Source organism: Spirosoma lacussanchae (assembly GCF_005870035.1).
Taxonomy (GTDB): Bacteria; Bacteroidota; Bacteroidia; order Cytophagales; family Spirosomataceae; genus Spirosoma; species Spirosoma lacussanchae.
Genome location: NZ_SWJG01000011.1, coordinates 52957 through 72186 on the forward strand (window position 1 = coordinate 52957; position 19230 = coordinate 72186).

Consider the following 19230-nt stretch of genomic DNA (forward strand, 5'->3'; position numbering starts at 1 on the left):
TTGGATGTCTCTCAACAACCAACCCCGTTCACGTTGTGTTTCAAACCAGTACCGAACCCAACACTGGCGCCGTAAAACCTACAGTTCCAGAATCTTGAACTCGGTCCGGCGGTTGCGCTGGTGTTCTTCTTCGGTTTTGGCGTTTTTAACAACCAGCTGCGTCTCTCCGTATCCTTTAGCCGTCATCCGGCTGGCGTCGATGCCTTTCGAGACAATGTAATCGACCGCCGATTTAGCCCGGTTCTGCGACAGGCGCAGGTTATAGGCATCCGGAGCCCGTACGTCGGTATGCGAACTCAGCTCGATTTTAAGGGTTGGGTTATCCTGCAGAATTGCCACCAGTTTATCCAGTTCGGCAGCCGCATCGGGGCGGATGTTGTACTTGTCGAGGTCGTAGTAAATATTCTCCAGCACGAACGTCCGGTTCAGCGTGGCCCTGTCCAGCAGCAGCGCTACGTTGAACGTTGTGTCGGTCTGTGGTTTGGTCAGGAAAATCTGCGGAATGCTGCGGCCCTGCATCGAGAACGACTCCCGGCGGGTCAGGTAGCCTTTGCGCTCGGCCAGTACCGTATAGTCCTTACCTTCCTGAACGGGATACTTGCCGAACGTACCCGGCTGCCCCGTTGTCACCTCGGCAATCGGCTGACCGGTAGCGTCGTCGATAATCCGTACCCGCGCTGAATCGAGCGGAGCGACGGGTGTCTCGTTAGCCGAGACCGTACCAGCCAGGAAGTACCGAACCGTTTTGGGCGCACCCGGCGGGTTCTGCGCAATAGTTGTCGTATCGGGCGCCGGACCTTCCTGGAAGAAATAAATATCGTCATCGCCTTTACCACCGCCCCGATTCGAGGTCAGGTAGCCTTCGGTTGGCTTCGTGTAGATCAGCCCAAAATCGTCGGCGGGTGAGTTGATCGGCTGGCCCATATTCGCCACCCGCGTTACCCCGCCCGAGCGGGTAGCCACAAATACGTCGAGTTTACCCAGGCCCGGATGCCCATCCGACGCAAAATACAGTTTGGCATCCGGCGCTACGTAGGGAAACATCTCATCGCCGGGCGTATTGATGTCGCGACCCATATTGACCGGGCGGCTAAACCGGCCCGACGCATCGATGCTGGTGCGGTAAAGGTCGATACCACCCGCCCCACCGGCCCGGTTCGAGGCAAAATAAAGCGTTCGGCCATCACCCGAAAACGCGGGCGAGCCATCCCAGGCCAGCGAATCGCTGATGGGCAGGCGCTGCGGCTGGCTCCAGACATTACCGTCGCCCAGACGGCTGATGTACAGGTCTACATCCAGCCCACCTTTGCGCTTGCCGGTATTGCCACGGGCAAACACCATGGCTTTACCGTCTTTCGAGAAAGCCGGCGTTCCTTCGTTTACGTTGTCCTGAAACACGTTCTGGCTGAACAGTTCGGGCGCCGGTACCGTACCGGTTTCGTCGGGTTTCTGACCGGGCAGTGCATTGCTCAGCTTCGTTTTGTACAGCCCCAGCATGGGCAGGCCGTTGTTCTTGTAGATCTGCTCTTTCCGCGAAGCCGTAAAAATCAGCTCTTCGCCCCGTACCACCGGCCCAAACTCCGACCCGGGCGAGTTAATAGCCCCTACGTTCTGCAGGGTGATGAGCGACTTGTTGGCGGCAATGATATTGATGGCTTTCAGCGTTTCGATCTCGCGTTTGGCTTTGTCCAGTACCGGCTTAGCCGTTGTGCGGGGTGCGCTGGCTACGTACTGCTGCAGCTGCTCAAGCGCTCCGGCATAATTACCCTGCGATTTTAACGCATAGGCATAGTTGAACCGGGCATCCGGCTCGGCCGTATTTGCTTCGAGGGCTTTCTGATAGAACGGAACGGCTTCGCCAAACCGGTTCGAGAGCCGGTACGATTCGGCCGTGTAATAATTGAGCCGGGCGGGATCTACGCTGCCTTTGGTCGCTTTCTGGAACTGAGTCAGCGCCAGGTTGTACTCGCCGGCATCGTAATGACGAACGCCTTTCTTGTAAGCCATCATGGCCGAGTTACAACCTCCCAGCGACAGAGCCAGACCCAACGCGGCCAGCAGCGCCGACGACGTATTGATTTTCATAGAGATTGAAGAGCAAAAACCCACTGTGCCGCCAAGATATGAAGATTTCTGACGGGACTAATTTTTAACGAATACAATCCACATTTATTGAGGATTGTTTGCACTGGCGGACTGCAAAAAAAGGCTTTGCACCAGCCTCCTACCATTCAATCAACTTTACGCCCCGATTAACGCCAAAAAAGCCACCCTGCCCAGCGCTGGCTACGGGGGTAGGGCGCTGCTGCGGGGTGGCTAGTCAGGTCTCGTTGCAGGGGTTAAACCTGCTCGACGGCGGCTATGTCTTCGACCACGTCGGTAGCGTAGGCATCGGTCGGCACGCAGGAGCAAACCAGATTGCGGTCGCCATAGGCCGAATCGATCCGGCTTACGCTGGGCCAGAACTTACGGGCGCGAACCTGCGGTAGCGGATAAACGGCTTTCTCGCGGCTGTAGGGACGATCCCAGCTGTCAGACAGGGCAACCGAGGCTGTATGCGGAGCGTATTTGAGTACGTTGCTGGCACGGTCGGCCTGACCGGCTTCGATTTCGCGTATCTCGTTCCGAATGGCGATCATGGCGTCGCAGAACCGGTCCAGCTCGGCTTTCGACTCCGACTCGGTCGGTTCGATCATCATCGTACCCGCTACCGGGAAGGACACCGTCGGCGCGTGGAACCCGTAGTCCATCAGGCGTTTGGCAATATCTTCTACCTCGACACCAACGGCCTGCTTGAACGGCCGGCAGTCGATGATCATTTCGTGAGCCGCGCGTCCTTTGTCGTTGGTATACAGCGTTTCGTAGTGACCTTCGAGCCGGGCTTTGATGTAGTTGGCGTTCAGGATGGCCCGCTTGGTGGCGTTGGTCAGCCCTTCTCCACCCATCATGGCGATGTACGCGTATGAGATGGTCAGGATGCTGGCCGATCCGTACGGAGCTGCCGATACGGCGCCCGCTGCCTCCGGGCTGGCGTTCAGCGAAACGTGGCCGGGCAGGAACGGCACCAGCTGCTCCGCTACACCGATGGGCCCCATACCGGGTCCGCCACCGCCGTGAGGAATGCAGAAGGTTTTGTGCAGGTTGAGGTGACACACATCGGCCCCGATGGTAGCCGGGCTGGTGAGGCCTACCTGCGCGTTCATGTTGGCTCCGTCCATGTATACCTGCCCGCCATGCTGGTGAATAACGGCGCAGATTTCTTTGATGCTTTCTTCAAACACGCCGTGGGTCGAGGGGTAGGTCACCATCAGGCACGACAGGTCAGCACTGTGCTGTTCTGCTTTGGCTTTCAGGTCGGCAACATCGATGTTACCGCGCTCGTCGCACTTGACGATAACCACCTTCATGCCGGCCATAACGGCACTGGCGGGGTTGGTACCGTGGGCCGATTGCGGAATCAGGGCAATAGTCCGGTGATGGTCGCCCCGGCTTTCGTGATAAGCCCGGATAACCATCAGGCCAGCGTATTCGCCCTGCGCACCCGAGTTGGGTTGCAGCGACATGGCCGCAAAACCCGTAATCTCACACAACCAGTCATTCAGGTCGCTGAAGAGCTGCTGATACCCCGCGGTCTGGTCTTTAGGCGCAAAGGGGTGCAGTTTCCCGAACTCCGGCCAGGTAACCGGAATCATCTCGGTCGTTGCGTTCAACTTCATGGTGCAGCTTCCCAGCGAAATCATCGAATGAACCAGCGACAGGTCTTTCTCTTCGAGCGACCGCAGGTACCGCAGCATCTCGTGTTCGGTATGGTGCGTATTGAAGACCGGGTGAGTCAGATAATCAGACTGACGAACGAGCCGCTCGGGCCAGGTAATCGTCAGCTCTTCGGCCAGATCGGCCAGGTCGATCTTAACCCCGAACACGGTCAGCAGTTCCGATACGTCGTGCAGCGTTTTGGCCTCGTCGAACGATACGCTCACGTGTTCATCGTCGGCCCAGTAGCGCAGGTTGAGCTGAGCCGCCCGCGCCGATTTTTTCAGCGAGTCGACATCCTGCACCTTCAGCGTTACGGTATCGAAATAATGCTCGGTCACGACCGTATGGCCGCAGCGGTGCAGCGCCGTAGCGAAAAGTTTAGCCAGGCCGTGGGTACGTTCGGCAATGGCGCGAATCCCCTCTGGACCGTGGTAAACGGCATAGCTGCCCGCCATGACGGCCAGCAGTACCTGGGCGGTACAGATGTTCGAGGTCGCTTTTTCGCGCCGGATGTGCTGCTCCCGCGTTTGCAGGGCCATGCGCAGGGCCGGTTTGCCTTCCGCATCGATCGACACGCCGATGATCCGACCTGGTATCTGCCGTTTGAAGGCATCGCGGGTAGCAAAGAAAGCGGCATGTGGGCCACCGTAGCCCATTGGCACCCCAAACCGCTGGGCCGATCCAACCACCACATCAGCGCCCATCTCACCGGGCGAGGTCAGCAGGGTCAGGGCCAGCAGGTCGGCGGCTACGGCTACGGTAATACCCAGCTCGTGGGCTGCGGCAATCAGGTCTGTATAATCGAACACATCGCCGTTGGTGGCCGGGTACTGCAACAGCATCCCGAACAGGTCGCCGGTGGTCAGATCGACCGACCGGTGGTCACCTACCAGCACCTTGATCCCGATGGGGGTAGCACGGGTGCGGATGACGTCGATGGTTTGGGGGTGACAGAACTCCGACACGAAGAACGTCTGAGCCGACTTCCGGGCTGCCGGACGCGTTGCAAACAGCATGGCCATGGCTTCGGCCGCAGCCGTGGCTTCGTCGAGCAGCGACGCGTTGGCCAGATCCATGCCGGTCAGGTCCGAAACCACCGTCTGGAAGTTTAGCAGCGCTTCGAGACGCCCCTGGGCTATTTCGGCCTGATAGGGCGTATAGGCGGTATACCAGGCCGGATTCTCCAGAATATTACGCAGAATGACGGTTGGCGTGATGGTATCGTAGTAGCCGGTGCCGATGTAGGACTTGAAGACCTTATTCTGACTGGCCAGCTGTTTAAAATCGATCAGAAACTGCGTCTCGGTTTTGGGCGCGGGCAGGTTGAGCGGGCGGGCGAGCCGGATGGTATCGGGCACGGTCTGTGCAATCAGTTCATCGATTGAGCTGACCGGCTGGCCGGTTTTACTCACGGTCTGAAGCATGTCGGCGAGTGCCGCATCGGTTTGTTCGGAACGCCGACCGCCATGGTGACGATTTTCAAACAAGTCTGTTGGGAGAAGATTGAGTTTCATGCCGGGGTCGCCCTCGTGATTTTCGTTTGATTGAAAACTCAAATTTACGGCAAAACGTGCGATTTGCGGGGCCACCGTCGTAAACTATTGGGCGGCTATGTGACCGGATACGGTATACGTTTGAAAAATTTATTGGCCCAACACCGGCCTGCTGGGAGTCTCGCACGATATTTGTCAAGCGCCTACATACCCTGGCGTTTGTCACCAACGCCCTGACCCTGTTTCCATGAAAGTTGTCATTCTTGCCGGAGGCCTAGGCACCCGCCTGAGCGAAGAAACGGTTGTTAAGCCCAAACCCATGGTTGAGATTGGCGGTATGCCGATTCTCTGGCACATCATGAAAATTTATTCGAGCTACGGCTTTAATGAGTTCGTGGTTTGTCTGGGCTACAAAGGCTATCTGATCAAAGAATACTTCGCCAACTACTTCCTGCATCAGTCTGACGTAACGATCGACCTGGGCCGGAATCACATGAATATTCACGATTCCTACGCCGAACCCTGGAAAATTACCCTTGTCGACACCGGCAAAGACAGCATGACCGGCGGCCGGATCAAACGGGTACGCCATCATATTGGTGATGAGCCGTTTATGATGACCTACGGCGATGGCGTCGGCAACATCGACATCCGGGCGCTGGTCGAGTTTCACCAGGCACACGGTAAACATTGCACCCTGACGGCCGTTCAGCCTTCGGCGCGGTTCGGGGCGCTCGACATCGCCGACGACAATAGCGTTCGGTCGTTCCTCGAAAAACCCCGGGGCGACGGGGCCTGGATCAACGGCGGTTTCTTCGTTTGCCAGCCCGCAGTCTTCGACTACATCGACAGTGATGGCACTCCCTGGGAAGCTGCCCCCCTCGAAACGCTGGCGGCTGAAGGGGAGCTGGTCTCATTCCGGCACGACGGATTCTGGAAACCCATGGACACCCTCCGCGACAAACTTGAACTCGAAACCGCCTGGAACGCCGGCAAAGCCGAGTGGAAAACCTGGTAACATGACGACCTTATTCGCCGATCAATACCGCCATAAAACCGTACTCCTGACCGGGCATACCGGCTTCAAAGGCTCGTGGCTGGCCTACTGGCTCCATCAGCTCGGCGCCAGGGTGGTCGGCTTCTCGCTGCCCGCCCCGACCCAACCCAGCCACTGGCACCTGATGCAGCTGCCGATCACCCACCTGACCGGCAATATCAATGACCTGGGTAGCCTGCAGGCAGCCTTTGCCGCCCAGCAGCCCGACCTCGTTATTCACATGGCGGCACAGGCGCTGGTACGGCCGTCGTATCAGAATCCGCTCGACACCATTCAGACCAACATTATCGGCACAGCCAATGTACTCGACTGCGTTCGGCAAACGGCTTCGGTACGGGGTGTCGTTGTCGTTACCAGCGATAAATGTTACGAAAATCCGGAAGATGGCCGACCGCTTACCGAAACCGACGCCATGGGCGGCTACGACCCCTACAGCATGTCGAAAGGCGCGGCCGAGCTCGTCACCAGCAGCTACCGGAATTCCTTTTTCAACCCGGCGCAGTACGGCCGCTCCCACCAGACGCTGGTAGCCAGCGTGCGGGCCGGCAACGTAATCGGCGGGGGCGACTGGGCGGTTGACCGGCTCATTCCCGACCTGATCCGGGGTAGCGTATCGGGCCAGCGCGTGGTAATCCGGAACCCGGAGGCTGTGCGCCCCTGGCAACACGTCCTCGAACCGCTGTCGGGCTACCTGCTCGTGGGTCAGCAGTTGCTGCTGGGGAACCAGCAGGCCGCAACCGGCTGGAACTTTGGCCCCGATTCCGCCGACGTGCTGTCGGTGCGGGCCGTGGTCGATCAGGCCAAAACCCGCTGGAGCCAGATTGGCATCGACGAACAGCCTTCGGACAACAATCCGCACGAAGCGCATCTGCTGCGGCTCAACTGTGACAAAGCTCACCAGCTGCTAAACTGGCAACCCGTCTGGACAACCCAGGCAGCAATCGGACGAACCATCGACTGGTACCGGGCCTATTACGAGCAGAACCAGCTCCGCACCGAAGCCGACCTGCGGGCGTACGTACAACAGGCGCAGGCCGCCCAACTGATCTGGACCCGATGACACTGACCGAAACACCACTGGCTGGCGCGTACCTGATTACGCTGTCGCCCCGTCAGGATAGCCGGGGCTGGTTCATGCGCACCTACGATCAGGCTACGTTTGCTTCCATTGGTTTTACTGGCCAGTGGGTGCAGATGAACCACTCGCTGACCCATCAGCTTGGCGCGGTTCGGGGGATGCACTTCCAGCACCCGCCCCATGCCGAAGTCAAGCTGGTTCGCTGCGTGGCGGGCCGGGTGTTCGACGTCATCGTTGACCTGCGGGCCGGTTCGTCTACGTTTGGGCGCTGGTTTGGTACGGAGCTACAAGCCGACCAGCCGTCGATGCTGTACATACCGCAGGGGTTTGCCCACGGCTTCCAGACGCTGACCACCGACTGCCAGCTGATCTACTGCCACAGCCACCCCTATACGCCCGACTACGAAGGTGCCGTTCGATACAACGACCCGCGTATCAGCATCGACTGGCCCTTACCCATTACCGATCTGTCGGACCGCGACGCTGCTCACCCGTACCTCGACGATTCGTTCGTCGGCTTAACCGTCTGATTTCTATGCATTGCCGCTTTTGCCAAACCCCTCTCAGCCACGTCTTTATCGACCTCGTCAACTCGCCCGCGTCCAACTCGTACCTGACCGAAGCGCAGCTGAACGAACCCGAGACATTTTATCCGCTTAAAGTCTATACCTGCCCCAGTTGCTTTCTGGTGCAGGTCGATGAATACAAGAAGTCAGACGCCATTTTTGATAACGACTACGCCTACTTCTCATCGTTTTCGACCTCCTGGCTTGCCCACGCCAACCGGTACGTCGACGCCATGACCGAGCGCTTCGGCCTGAACAGCAGGTCGCAGGTCATCGAAATCGCATCGAACGATGGGTATCTGCTCCAGTATTTCGTGGCCAAACAGGTGCCCGTTCTGGGTATCGAACCAACGGCCAACACGGCCGCCGTAGCTATAGGCAAGGGCGTTCCGACGCTGACCCGCTTTTTCGGAACAGAACTGGCCCGTGAGCTGGTAGCCCAGGGTACGCAGGCCGATCTGCTGCTCGGCAATAACGTGCTGGCCCACGTGCCCGACATCGTCGATTTCGTGGTAGGCATGAAACTGGTGCTGAAGCCGGAGGGAGTCATCACCATGGAGTTTCCGCACGTCATGAACCTGGTCGACCAGAACCAGTTCGACACCATCTACCACGAACATTTCTCCTACCTGTCGTTCTATACGGTAGACCAGATTTTTGGGGCGCAGGGGCTAACCCTCTTCGATGTAGACGAGATTCCGACACATGGCGGGTCGCTACGAATCTACGCCCGACATGCCGAGAACCACGCCCAGCCCGTGTTGCCCAGCGTAGCGGCTCTGCTCCAGAAAGAAACTGAAGCCGGCCTGACCAGCATGGCTTATTACTCGGACTTTCAGCCGCGGGCGCTGCGGGTTAAGCTCGACCTGCTGAGCTTCCTGATCGATCAGAAACGGGCCGGCAAGTCGGTGGCGGCCTACGGTGCGGCCGCCAAAGGCAACACCCTGCTAAATTTCTGCGGGGTCAAACAGGATCTGATTGACTTTGTGGTCGATGCCAACCCGGCCAAACAAAACAAATTCCTGCCCGCCAGTCATATTCCGGTTGTGCAGGAAGACGTTCTACGGGCAGAGAAGCCCGACTACGTGCTGATTCTGCCCTGGAACCTGACCGACGAGATTACGCGCCAGCTGGCTTACATTCGCGATTGGGGCGGGCAGTTTGTTATTCCAATTCCTGAGCTGAGCATCCGGTGAACAACGTAAAAACAGTTTTGGTAACGGGCGCTACCGGCTTTGTTGGCCGGCATGTCCTTGACCACCTGCTGACGATCGACGGCATCCGGGTCGTGGCTACGGCCCGGGCCGAGCCCGATCTGACCCAAAGTCCCTGGCTCAGGTCGGTTCCGTACATTCCATTCGACATGGCAACCGACCCGTCGGATACCGACTTGTTCGACAGACTAGGCCGCCCCGATGCCGTTATTCACCTGGCCTGGCCGGGCCTGCCGGACTACCGATCGCCCCGGCATGTGGACACCTACTGGTTGCAGCAGTACCGCTTCCTGACCAACCTGATCAGCCACGGCCTGACCAACCTGACCGTTACGGGCACCTGCCTGGAGTACGGCCTGCAAAGCGGCAGCCTCGCCGAAGACCTGCCCACCCAGCCGACAACCGCCTACGGATTAGGCAAAGATACCCTCCGCAAAGCCCTTGATCAGTTTCTGACGGGCCGGGCGGTGTCGTTCAAGTGGCTGCGGTTATTTTACATGTACGGAGCCGGTCAGAACCCCCGCTCGCTGCTGAGCCAGCTCGAAACGGCCGCGCTGCGGGGCGATTCGGTCTTCAACATGTCGGGGGGTGAACAGCTTCGCGACTATCTGCCGGTGACGGACGTGGCTCGCTATATTGTCAAAGCGGCCCTGCAAACCCGGGTTACCGGCCCGATCAACTGCTGCAGCGGCCAGCCCGTAGCCGTTCGGACATTTGTGGAACGGTTTATGCAGGAGCGTGGCTATATGCTCACCCTCAATTTAGGACATTACCCATATCCCGACTATGAGCCGATGGCTTTCTGGGGTACTAATCAGAAACTGTTAACCCTATGACTTCTATGACTGTCCCTGACCCCATTACCGAATTTCAGCACGAATGCGCCGACCGTGTGGCGTCGTATCCCGAAAAAACGGACCTCGTAGCCGCGGCCCAGGCCTTCAACGTAGCCTCGAACCGGGAGAAATATTCGTATAATTTTTCCTGGATGGGCCGCCCCATCATTCAGTACCCGCAGGATATGATTGCCATGCAGGAACTGATCTGGCGGATTCAGCCCGATGTGCTGATCGAGACCGGTATTGCCCACGGCGGGTCACTGATTTATTACGCATCGCTGTTCGAGCTGATTGGCAAAGGTGAAGTCATCGGCATCGACATCGACATCCGCGCCCACAACCGGCGCGAAATTGAGGCCCATCCGATGTTCAAACGGATTACGATGCTCGAAGGCTCGGCCGTAGACGAAGCGCTGGTGGCCGAGGTGGCCAGGCTGGTCGAAGGCAAACAAACCATCATGGTTTCGCTGGACTCTAACCATACCCACGAGCACGTACTGCGTGAGCTGGAGCTGTATTCGCCCTTCGTGACGGTTGGCTCGTACTGCGTCGTGTTCGATACCATTGTGGAAGACATGCCCGCGCAGATGTACGACCGGCCGTGGGATAAAGGCAATAACCCCAAAACCGCTGTCTGGGAATTCCTGAAAACGAACCACAATTTCGAGATCGACCGCGCCATCGACAACAAACTGCTGATCTCCGTGGCGCCTGAAGGGTATCTGAAACGCGTCAGCTGATCGCCCCCCCGACCGGCCAACAGACCTCTCATGAATCATAAGAAATTTACGATTGTCATCCCTACCCGCGAGCGGGCCGATACGCTGCAACACGCGCTACGGACCTGCACCACCCAGGATTACGACAACCTGACCATTCTTGTTTCGGACAACTGCAGCCGCGACAACACCCGTGAGGTCGTCGAGTCGGCCGGCGATCCGCGGGTTCGGTACCTCAACACGGGCACCCGGCTGAGCATGTCGCACAACTGGGAATTTGCGCTGGAACACGTCCAGGATGGATTCGTGACCTATCTCGGCGATGACGACGGGCTGCTGCCCAACGCGGTAGCCGACTCCAGCGCTCTGCTGAACGAAACGGGGCTGTCGGCCATCAACATGAACCCGAATACGGACATGTATCTCTGGCCGTCGTACTTCAAAAAACAGCAGGCCAATATGATGAAGGTCAGCTTTCAGAACGGGTACGAGATCCGCAACGGAAAAACGGAACTGCAGAAGCTGATGCGCTGCGAGCAGGAACACTCGCCCATTCCGTGCGTATACACGTCCTTTATCGATATGGCGGTGATCAACCAGGTCAAGCGCGTATCGACGCCGTTTTTCCGGTCGCAAATTCCCGACTCGTACTCGGCCGTGGCGCTGGCCAATGCCATCGGTGACTACGTCTACGCCAAACGGCGGTTGCGGCTCAACGGCATCTCATCGCACAGTACGGGCTCGTCGCAGTTCAACTACGGTACCGATCAGAAAGCCGCCGACCTGTTTGCGAGCGAAGCCAGCATTCCGTTTCACCGCGACCTGATTTATTCGGCTTCGTACAGCTATATGATCGCCGAAAACTTTCTGCAATCGTTCGATGCGGGTCTCAACCCCGACGAATGGCGGACCTTTGACCCGCTCCCGTTCATTGAAACGGCGCTCAAGGAAGCGAACACCCGGCTGAACAACCAGTATGACGGCATCATTGCGGCTACCCGACATTTTGCCAGCAAACGGGGCATCAGTACCGAAGCCGTAAACAGAATGATCGACGAAGCGCATACCCGTACGATCAACATCGTCTGGTACGACCTACAGCGCTACGCCCACCCGTTTCTATTCTTCAACGCAGCGACCCACGGCGCCACCAACGTCTACGAAGCCAGTTTGCTCTACCAGAAAATCCGCGAGAATCCCCGCCAGTTTCTGCTGAAAGGATCTACCTGGCGCAATATGTTCCAGATGGTCTTTGGAGAGGTACTGAACCGTTACAAGGTCGACAAATAACCGGTCGCCGGTTTCAGGAGAACGAGCGGGGGCGCAGCAGCGCGTAGACCGGACGGGCTATGGCGGTACAGAACCTGCCGATCGACCCGCCCATTAGCTGACCGAACGGCAGGTCGGTCAGGCTGCCTTTCATCAGTTGCGCGTCGGTAATACGCCGGGTGGTCTGGATGGCCCGGTGGTGGGCCCGGATGGCCTCCCGATGCCGCAGCAGATAGCCGTAGGTCCGGAACCGCGCCCGCAGATAGCCCCACCCTTTCAGCGCGTAGAGCCACATCAGCAGCTCCGTTACGGCCAGAGCCGGCACCAGCTGCCGACAGCTTTTCCTGGACAAGATATGCAGCAGCGTCAGCAAGCGGTTACGCTCGAGGTAGTAGAACTTACTGGCCGACATACCCAGGGTATAATAATGGGTTATCACAGCCGCCGGTTCGCACAGCAGCTCGAACCCCGCCAGCCGCGCCCGCATCGACAGCTCGGTATCTTCGAAATACATGAAGTAGGTTTCGTTGAAAGCACCGATGAGTTGCAATACCGCCCGAGGGGCCAGCAAAGCCGCACCCGAGAGCAACGGGACCGGCTCAAGAGCGGTAAAGGTCGCAGCCGGCTGGTCGAGACCCCGGCAGGTAGTCAGGCCCGTATAGTTCATCTCGTTGCCGCAGGCGTTGATGCGCCCGTCGGGCTTCAGCAGCTTGGGCGTAATGAGGGCAGTGGGGTGCCGACGGGCGGTAGTCATCAGTCGGTCCAGACAGTCGGGCGCCAGTTCCGTATCGGGGTTCAAAAAAAGTACCCGCTGGCCGCTGGCCTGGCTCAGTCCCAGGTTATTGCCCCCCGCGTAGCCCGAATTGGTCGGGTTGGACAGCAGCCGTACCGATGGGTATTCGGCTGTGATCCAGTCGGCCACCCCGTCGCGCCCGTGATTATCGACCACGATCAGCTCCATCGATACCGTTTCTGCCTGGGGTAGCAGAGTCGGTAAACAGCGTTTGAGGTCGGCCAGGCTGTCGTAAGACACCAGGATGATGCTCAGCTCCGGCTTGGTTTGAATCGCCACAGCTGCGGGGTTAGAGAGCGGTAACGGGTTCAGTGGGGACCGCATCGGCGCGGGTGGCCTGGTCGCGCAGGTGGCTAACTTCCTGCTTCAGATAAGCCATTTCCTGCGACAGGTCTTTGATCTGGTTCTGCAGGCGGGAGTTGACGACCGACAGGTGCACCAGGAAGACAATAATGGCAAAAATGGCCGCCAGAAAAATCAGCGAGGGCGGGTAGTATACGCCCAGCAACAGCGATATCTTCTCCAGCCCTTTGCGCCAGATCGCGAAAAAGATCAGGATGAACGTACAGAAAATCCATACGATTGAGTACTCCTCCCGCAGCCGGCCCCGAACAATGAGCCGGAAGATCATGATCATAAACAGCGTGGCGCCCAGCAGGCTGATCAGCTGAATAGTAACCGACAGTGATTCCATACATCAGGTCAGGTTTAGGCTTCTCTTCCGATGAAGCCGGACGTATACGAACAGAATACCCAGCGTAACTTTAAGCATGTAATAGATAGCGTGGGTGTTGCTGATCGACGACACCCCGCCCTGCCGCTCCCGCATCTGAACGGGAACCTCCAGCATCTTCAGATCCGACAGCCCGAACTGAACGATGGCTTCGGGCTCGGGGTACTCATCCGGATAATAGCGGTTCACAACCGCCAGCGTTCGTCGGTTAAACGCCCGAAAGCCCGATGTACTGTCGTGAATGGTTTGTTTAATGAGCCGCTGGTTCAGCCATCGGAAATACCGAATACCCAGCCGACGCATCGCCGATGACTGAAACCCTTCTCCGGTCAGAAACCGCGACCCGATCACCACATCGGCCCGCTGCTCGATCAGCGGTTGAAGAATGGTCATCAGCTCCTGCGCCGGGTGCTGCCCGTCGCCGTCCATCTGTACGGCTATATCGTAGCCATGACGCCAGGCGTACCGGTAGCCCGTCTGCATGGCCCCGCCAATGCCCAGGTTTACGGGTAAGTCGAGATACAGGCAGTCGAGGGTTTTGAGTACGGCCAGTGTGTTATCGGTCGAGCAGTCGTTGATGGCCAGCACATCCAGCGCCAGACCATGCGTCGCCTTCATGCGGTTGATGTCGGCAACAACGGCGGCCACGGCCGCTTCTTCGTTGAAACACGGCACGACAACCAGAATTCGGGGCGAAGCGGTCGATGCGTTAGTCATTGATCTGGTAAATATGAATACCACCCAGGGCCGAAATTTCCTTCATACAGCGAATTTCGACCGGCTGCGGCTGCTTGTCGAAGATAACGTATTTCACGCCCAGTTTTTTGAACCGCGGGGAACAGGGGTCCATCGCCACCAGATAGCCGTCTTCGAAATTGTTGATCATGATAACCGAGTCGGGCTTCTGCGGGTCGATATACGAGTTGTATACCGTATGGGCGTAGCGGTTGTAAGCCGAGTCGCGCTTCATCTGCGGGTCGAGCACCTGCGTAATGTTCCGGGCCGGTATGTATTTGACCCCACTGAGTAGCTTAACCCCCGTGGCGGTTACCAGATACGAGATGTACTGGCTGCCGTTAACCACCCAGCGGGCCGCGGGGTCGCGCTGCTGAATGTCTTTTACCGCCCGGTACAGCGCATGGTCTGTAATGGGCGACAGTCCTTTGGCAACGGGGTTCATGCGCAGGTTGGGCAGCAGAAACAATAAAATGCCAATGCAGAAAATGGCGGTTCGATAGGCCGGTTTCCACGTGGGCAGCAGCAGCACGCCCATGCCGATGAAAAACAGCATCGGTACAAACACCTGCCGCCACTTGAAGAACCCATCCGAGTCGGTGATGTTGAGTTGGGTAGCGTAGACCATGAACCCGACAACGGCCACAAACCCAATGGCCGTATAGAGCGCCTTCTCCCGGCGGTCGACCCTCGACAGAAAATACAGGTACACGACCGTCAGCATGACGTTGGCAATACCAAAAGGAACCTGCGTACGGCGAGTGGGGCTCATGCTCCAGAGCGACAGTTTGGCCAGCCACTCCGGGAATCCAATTTCGATCCAGACATACCCGATCAGCACCACCACGCTCAGCAGCACCAGCACCCAGTCGATCCGGCGGGTTTGCCAGAACGAGACGGCCATAGCCGGAATAATAATCGGCGCAAACGTCAGATAGTGGGCTAGCTCGCAGCTGTTGAGCCATTTGGCCGGGAACTGCCGGTCGTTCATCTGCCAAGAGAAGTACTCCGAGAACCAGTTGCCGATGAAACCCGTGCCGCCCAACTCGCTCCGTTTACCGGGATATACCGTTCCCATGATGGCGTCGAGGGTGGGCTTGATGTCCTGATAGAAGGTCAGAAACGCAGCGCCCAGTAACACCAGGGTCATTGCGGCCGAACCGGCTTTTACGGGCCAGGCCGTCAGCATACGCCTGGCATCGAAGTTATTGAGCACATACCCGACCAGGATAGCCAGCAGCACGTAGCTCAGCGGCACCTGATAGGGCGGATACAGAATCAGCGCGTACACCATCATCAGCCAGGCCAGCGCTACCGCACTGATCAGAATCGACTGCCAGCGGGTGCTGTACAGCAGGTACATAGCCGCTACGAAGATGAACCCCACCGCCCCAATCATGACCGCAGGACCGTAGACCCACGACTGCGTGCCGGACGAGAGCAGCAGCCAGACACCGCCGAATACCGACAGCCAGAAGTTATTACGCGTCAGCAGCAGGAACATGAACGAGGCCCCGAGCAACGCAAAGACAATAAAGAAACTATAGGTCCAGGCATAGCCCCGCTCCGCATCGAGCAGGAAGAAACCCCAGTTCTGCGGCTTGAACAGCTGGCTGAAGTGTTTGGCCGGCGCTACCAGTACGGGCGCTTTCTCCCCGCCAATCGTCTCGTTCTGGTCGGGCAGGCCGTTGTTCACCTGCGACAGCAGCCAGGGCGTGCTGACGGCGTAATCGTCCATCCGGATCTGCCGGGGCTCGCCCGAAATCAACCCCCGTTTGGGCGAGCTGCCGTCCGGAATCAGCTGGTTCCACATAGCTACCGAAACCGGGTGTATTTTAGCCAGGGTCAGCAGCACGAACAGGGCTGCGCAAACGCCCAGATACCATTTGAGCCGCTTGTCGAAGCGGATCAGCTCAAACGGGGCGCTGCCGTCAGACAGGGCCGCAGGCCGGGCCTGAGCAGCGGCAGGCTCATTGGCTGGCCCATTGGGTTCTGAACGAAGCCCGGCTGGTTGTACGGGTAATGGTGGCTGGGCAGGTCGGCTGGGCGAAGGCGTTGCCGGTCCACCGGACGACCCTTTCCTTTTTTTCGACATGAGAGGCTACGGAAGGATTATTGTATGGATTGAGCGGTAACCGTAGTTACGCAAAAATCAAAACTACTAATACCGTGCCAGTTCTACCAGCTACGGGTTGTCTGTTTACAAATTTACCTAATTTGCCCGCATGAAGAAGGCAATTATCCGGCAGATCATCCCGATTGGATTGGCCATCGGACTGCTGTGGTACGTGCTGAACGGCATTCCGCTTACCGATCTGGCCACTCAGTTCCGGCAGGCCGACAGTCGCTGGCTGGCCCTGGCGGGCGCGCTGGTTGTGGGGTTTCACCTGCTGCGGGCAGCCCGCTGGCAGCTGACACTCCAGGCACTGGGCTACCAACCCACCTTGTTCCGGACAGCGGTGGCGCTGCTGGCGGGGGCCATGGCGAGTATGATCATTCCCGGCGCGGGTGAGCTGACCCGCTGCGGCACCCTTCAGCGCACCGACGGCGTGCCGCTGGCGCAAGGAATCGGATCGGTAGTGGCCGAACGCGTTATCGATATCCTGATGCTGGGCGTACTCATCGGGCTTACGCTACTCCTCGAGTTCAACCGGGCCGGTCAGTACCTGCTCGACCTGCTGGGGCCGTCGCTGGCCCGCTTTTCGAACCAGACCGGCACGGGCCTGTGGGTGGCGCTAGGCGTACTGACGGGGCTGGTTGCAGCCGGTCTGGTGTACTGGCTGGTCCGATCACCGGCCATACGGCAGCATCGGCTGACGGCCCGGCTGCTGGGCGTTGGCCGCTCCGTGGGACAGGGGTTTCTGGGCATTGGCCGGCTCCGGCAGCCGGGTTTGTTTATCGGCCTGACGGTTCTTAGCTACGTCCTGATCGGGTCGGTTACCTACGTACTCTTCCTGGCCGCTGACCGAACCAGCGCCCTGCCGCCCACCGCAGCCCTGACGATCCTGACAGTTAGCTCGCTCGGAGGCCTGGCCGTACCGACGCAGGGCGGCCTGGGCACCTATCATTTTCTGGTTAGCCGGGTGCTGATGCTCTATGGCCTGAACGAGCCTGAGGGCGTTATCGTCGCTACGTTTATCCATGCCGTTCAGACCGGGTACTCCCTCCTGCTCAGCAGCATCAGCTTCCTGATCGTGCCCGTACTGGTCCAGGCTCGCCCGCAGACCGATGGGCCGGATGGGTAAGAAAACAGCGGGCTTACCGGCTGGGGCCACTATTTGTCGGTAGTCCGTCGTATATTGAAGCCCTATTTTTCAACAAATCCGTTCAATGACCATTCAACAACTAATGCTGGCAGCGGGCCTGATTAGCCTGCCGCTGGCGAGTATGGCGCAGGAGAAATTCGCCACGACCATCACGGCCGCTGACCTCGAAAAACACCTCCGCATCCTGGCGGCCGACGATATGGAAGGCCGCGAAACCGGTACCCGTGGTCAGCGCAAAGCCGCCGAGTACATTGCCAGCCAGTTTGCTTCCCTGGGGCTGAAACCCCTAGTCAAAACCGAAACCGGCAAACTAGACTATCAGCAGCCGTACACGCTCTACAAAAAATCCTGGGGCGATCTATACGTCAATGCCGGTGGCAAACGGTTCGAGTCCCTGAAAGACTTCATGCCCAACGGACTGCTGTACCTCCCGACCGAAACCAGCTACGAAACCGTATTTGCGGGCTACGGCATCAGCGACACCAATTACGACGACTACGCCGACAAAGACGTAAAAGGCAAAGCCGTTGTCATTTTTGACGACGAGCCCAAAGCCAGCGACGGCAAACGCCTGATCAGCGGCACCACCGATGCCTCCAAATGGGGTGGCACCAACGGCTGGCGGGCCAAGAGTCTGCTGGCTAAAGAAAAAGGAGCGGCTCAACTGTTTATCGTCGCGGCCGAATCGGCCGATGCGTTCAAACAGCTGCTGGCCCAGCGTAGCGTCATGCAGAACCGTTTCAACCGGCTCAGCCTCAAACCGGGCGCCGAAAACGTAGGCTCGGTCGGCGTATTCCTGATCTCGTCCGATATGGCGGCTGCGCTGCTCAACACGTCAGCGGCTACGCTGACCCAGACTCTGGCGCAGGTAGCCCAGGCCCAGAAGCCCGTAGCCTCGTCGCTGGCGGGTACGGTAGCGGTTAAAGCCGACCGGATCGACGAAAAAACGCAGGCCTCGAACGTGCTGGGCTTTATTGAAGGCACCGACAAAAAAGACGAAGTGCTGATTATCTCGTCGCACTACGACCACATTGGCATCAGCGCCGACGGGCAGATCAACAACGGCGCTAACGACGACGGCTCAGGAACGGTATCGGTGCTGGAGATTGCGCAGGCCTTTGCCAAAGCCAAAGCCGCTGGTAAAGGCCCCCGCCGGTCTATCCTGTTCCTGACCGTATCGGGTGAAGAAAAAGGGCTGCTCGGCTCCGAATACTATGCCGACATGAGCCCCGTTATTCCGCTGGAAAAAACGGTTACTGATCTGAACATCGATATGGTGGGCCGGGTCGATGATCTGCACCAGGGCAAGTCGGACAACTACATCTACGTAATCGGCTCCGACAAACTCTCGTCAGACCTGCATAAAATCAGCGAGGAGACGAATAAGAAGTACATCGGTATGGAGCTGGATTATAAATACAACGATCCGAAAGACTCACAGCGCATCTACTACCGCTCGGATCACTACAACTTCGCCAAGCACAAAATACCCATCATCTTCTACTTCAACGGCCTCCACGCCGACTACCACCGCCCCACGGACGACGTTGAGAAGATTGACTTCAAACTCGCCGAAAAGTCGGCCCGGCTCGTTTTCTACACCGCCTGGGACATCGCCAACCGCGACCAGCGCCTGGTTGTCGACAGCAACAAACAGTAAAATTTAAACCGGGGCCACCTATCTGATATGGTCCCGGTTTTTATGCGCCCCG

15 protein-coding genes are annotated in these 19230 nt (G+C 58.3%); 9 read left to right on the forward strand and 6 right to left on the reverse strand.

All coding sequences use genetic code 11. From position 1 onward, the window contains the following. Window positions 1-78 precede the first annotated feature (78 nt). Complete coding sequence (locus FBR45_RS24165) at window positions 79-2085, reverse strand: OmpA family protein (protein ID WP_138507058.1); 2007 nt, start codon at window positions 2083-2085, stop codon at window positions 79-81. A gap of 254 nt (window positions 2086-2339) precedes the next feature. Next, window positions 2340-5270: an aminomethyl-transferring glycine dehydrogenase gene (gene gcvP, locus FBR45_RS24170; RefSeq protein ID WP_138507059.1), complete on the reverse strand. Its 2931-nt coding sequence runs from the start codon at window positions 5268-5270 to the stop codon at window positions 2340-2342. Between the two features lie 226 nt (window positions 5271-5496). On the opposite strand from gcvP, the gene rfbF reads away from it, so the two are divergent. The 7 genes from rfbF to FBR45_RS24205 are packed head-to-tail and all read left to right on the forward strand — an operon-like array spanning window position 5497 to window position 12012. After that, complete coding sequence (gene rfbF, locus FBR45_RS24175) at window positions 5497-6267, forward strand: glucose-1-phosphate cytidylyltransferase (protein ID WP_138507060.1); 771 nt, start codon at window positions 5497-5499, stop codon at window positions 6265-6267. Between the two features lies 1 nt (window position 6268). Then, complete coding sequence (gene rfbG / locus FBR45_RS24180) at window positions 6269-7366, forward strand: CDP-glucose 4,6-dehydratase (protein WP_138507061.1); 1098 nt, start codon at window positions 6269-6271, stop codon at window positions 7364-7366. Continuing rightward, window positions 7363-7914, forward strand: a complete 552-nt coding sequence (rfbC, locus tag FBR45_RS24185; protein ID WP_138507062.1) for a dTDP-4-dehydrorhamnose 3,5-epimerase — start codon at window positions 7363-7365, stop codon at window positions 7912-7914. Before rfbG ends, rfbC begins: the two co-directional genes overlap by 4 nt. A 5-nt stretch (window positions 7915-7919) precedes the next feature. Continuing rightward, window positions 7920-9146, forward strand: coding sequence for a class I SAM-dependent methyltransferase (locus tag FBR45_RS24190; protein ID WP_171044957.1), 1227 nt, complete (start codon window positions 7920-7922; stop codon window positions 9144-9146). Next, a complete protein-coding gene (locus FBR45_RS24195) occupies window positions 9143-10000 on the forward strand; it encodes an NAD-dependent epimerase/dehydratase family protein (RefSeq protein WP_138507064.1) in 858 nt (285 codons plus the stop codon). Before FBR45_RS24190 ends, FBR45_RS24195 begins: the two co-directional genes overlap by 4 nt. Window positions 10001-10005: 5 nt before the next feature. Then, window positions 10006-10743: a cephalosporin hydroxylase family protein gene (locus FBR45_RS24200; protein WP_212748651.1), complete on the forward strand. Its 738-nt coding sequence runs from the start codon at window positions 10006-10008 to the stop codon at window positions 10741-10743. A gap of 30 nt (window positions 10744-10773) precedes the next feature. After that, on the forward strand, window positions 10774-12012 hold the full coding sequence (locus FBR45_RS24205; protein WP_138507066.1) for a glycosyltransferase family 2 protein: 1239 nt from the start codon (window positions 10774-10776) through the stop codon (window positions 12010-12012). Between the two features lie 13 nt (window positions 12013-12025). On the opposite strand, the gene FBR45_RS24210 is transcribed toward FBR45_RS24205, so the two are convergent. Genes FBR45_RS24210 through FBR45_RS24225 form a run of 4 tightly spaced genes read right to left on the reverse strand, consistent with a single transcriptional unit; the run spans window position 12026 to window position 16347 of the window. Then, window positions 12026-13063: a glycosyltransferase family 2 protein gene (locus tag FBR45_RS24210; protein ID WP_246082365.1), complete on the reverse strand. Its 1038-nt coding sequence runs from the start codon at window positions 13061-13063 to the stop codon at window positions 12026-12028. A 10-nt stretch (window positions 13064-13073) separates the two neighbouring features. Further along, window positions 13074-13478: a DUF2304 domain-containing protein gene (locus tag FBR45_RS24215; protein WP_138507068.1), complete on the reverse strand. Its 405-nt coding sequence runs from the start codon at window positions 13476-13478 to the stop codon at window positions 13074-13076. A 3-nt stretch (window positions 13479-13481) separates the two neighbouring features. Beyond that, window positions 13482-14234: a glycosyltransferase family 2 protein gene (locus FBR45_RS24220; protein WP_138507069.1), complete on the reverse strand. Its 753-nt coding sequence runs from the start codon at window positions 14232-14234 to the stop codon at window positions 13482-13484. Beyond that, window positions 14227-16347, reverse strand: a complete 2121-nt coding sequence (locus FBR45_RS24225; RefSeq protein ID WP_246082366.1) for a DUF7657 domain-containing protein — start codon at window positions 16345-16347, stop codon at window positions 14227-14229. The genes FBR45_RS24220 and FBR45_RS24225 overlap by 8 nt, the downstream gene beginning before the upstream one ends. Before the next feature lie 130 nt (window positions 16348-16477). Between FBR45_RS24225 and FBR45_RS24230 the strand changes: the two genes are divergently transcribed. Both FBR45_RS24230 and FBR45_RS24235 read left to right on the forward strand, forming a co-directional pair. Next, on the forward strand, window positions 16478-17497 hold the full coding sequence (locus tag FBR45_RS24230) for a lysylphosphatidylglycerol synthase transmembrane domain-containing protein (RefSeq protein WP_138507070.1): 1020 nt from the start codon (window positions 16478-16480) through the stop codon (window positions 17495-17497). 85 nt (window positions 17498-17582) lie between these two features. Beyond that, entirely contained in the window at window positions 17583-19178 is a 1596-nt protein-coding gene (locus FBR45_RS24235) for a M28 family peptidase (protein ID WP_138507071.1), read from the forward strand. Window positions 19179-19230 lie beyond the last annotated feature (52 nt).

Excerpts from the sequence above, each read along its gene's own strand:
- FBR45_RS24230 (WP_138507070.1), top strand. The coding sequence starts at position 16,478 with ATGAAGAAGGCAATTATCCGGCAGATCATCCCGATTGGATTGGCCATC.
- FBR45_RS24235 (WP_138507071.1), top strand. The coding sequence starts at position 17,583 with ATGACCATTCAACAACTAATGCTGGCAGCGGGCCTGATTAGCCTGCCG.
- FBR45_RS24225 (WP_246082366.1), bottom strand. The coding sequence starts at position 16,347 with ATGTCGAAAAAAAGGAAAGGGTCGTCCGGTGGACCGGCAACGCCTTCG.
- rfbG (WP_138507061.1), top strand. The coding sequence starts at position 6,269 with ATGACGACCTTATTCGCCGATCAATACCGCCATAAAACCGTACTCCTG.
- rfbF (WP_138507060.1), top strand. The coding sequence starts at position 5,497 with ATGAAAGTTGTCATTCTTGCCGGAGGCCTAGGCACCCGCCTGAGCGAA.
- FBR45_RS24205 (WP_138507066.1), top strand. The coding sequence starts at position 10,774 with ATGAATCATAAGAAATTTACGATTGTCATCCCTACCCGCGAGCGGGCC.
- FBR45_RS24220 (WP_138507069.1), bottom strand. The coding sequence starts at position 14,234 with ATGACTAACGCATCGACCGCTTCGCCCCGAATTCTGGTTGTCGTGCCG.
- rfbC (WP_138507062.1), top strand. The coding sequence starts at position 7,363 with ATGACACTGACCGAAACACCACTGGCTGGCGCGTACCTGATTACGCTG.
- gcvP (WP_138507059.1), bottom strand. The coding sequence starts at position 5,270 with ATGAAACTCAATCTTCTCCCAACAGACTTGTTTGAAAATCGTCACCAT.
- FBR45_RS24165 (WP_138507058.1), bottom strand. The coding sequence starts at position 2,085 with ATGAAAATCAATACGTCGTCGGCGCTGCTGGCCGCGTTGGGTCTGGCT.
- FBR45_RS24215 (WP_138507068.1), bottom strand. The coding sequence starts at position 13,478 with ATGGAATCACTGTCGGTTACTATTCAGCTGATCAGCCTGCTGGGCGCC.
- FBR45_RS24190 (WP_171044957.1), top strand. The coding sequence starts at position 7,920 with ATGCATTGCCGCTTTTGCCAAACCCCTCTCAGCCACGTCTTTATCGAC.
- FBR45_RS24200 (WP_212748651.1), top strand. The coding sequence starts at position 10,006 with ATGACTGTCCCTGACCCCATTACCGAATTTCAGCACGAATGCGCCGAC.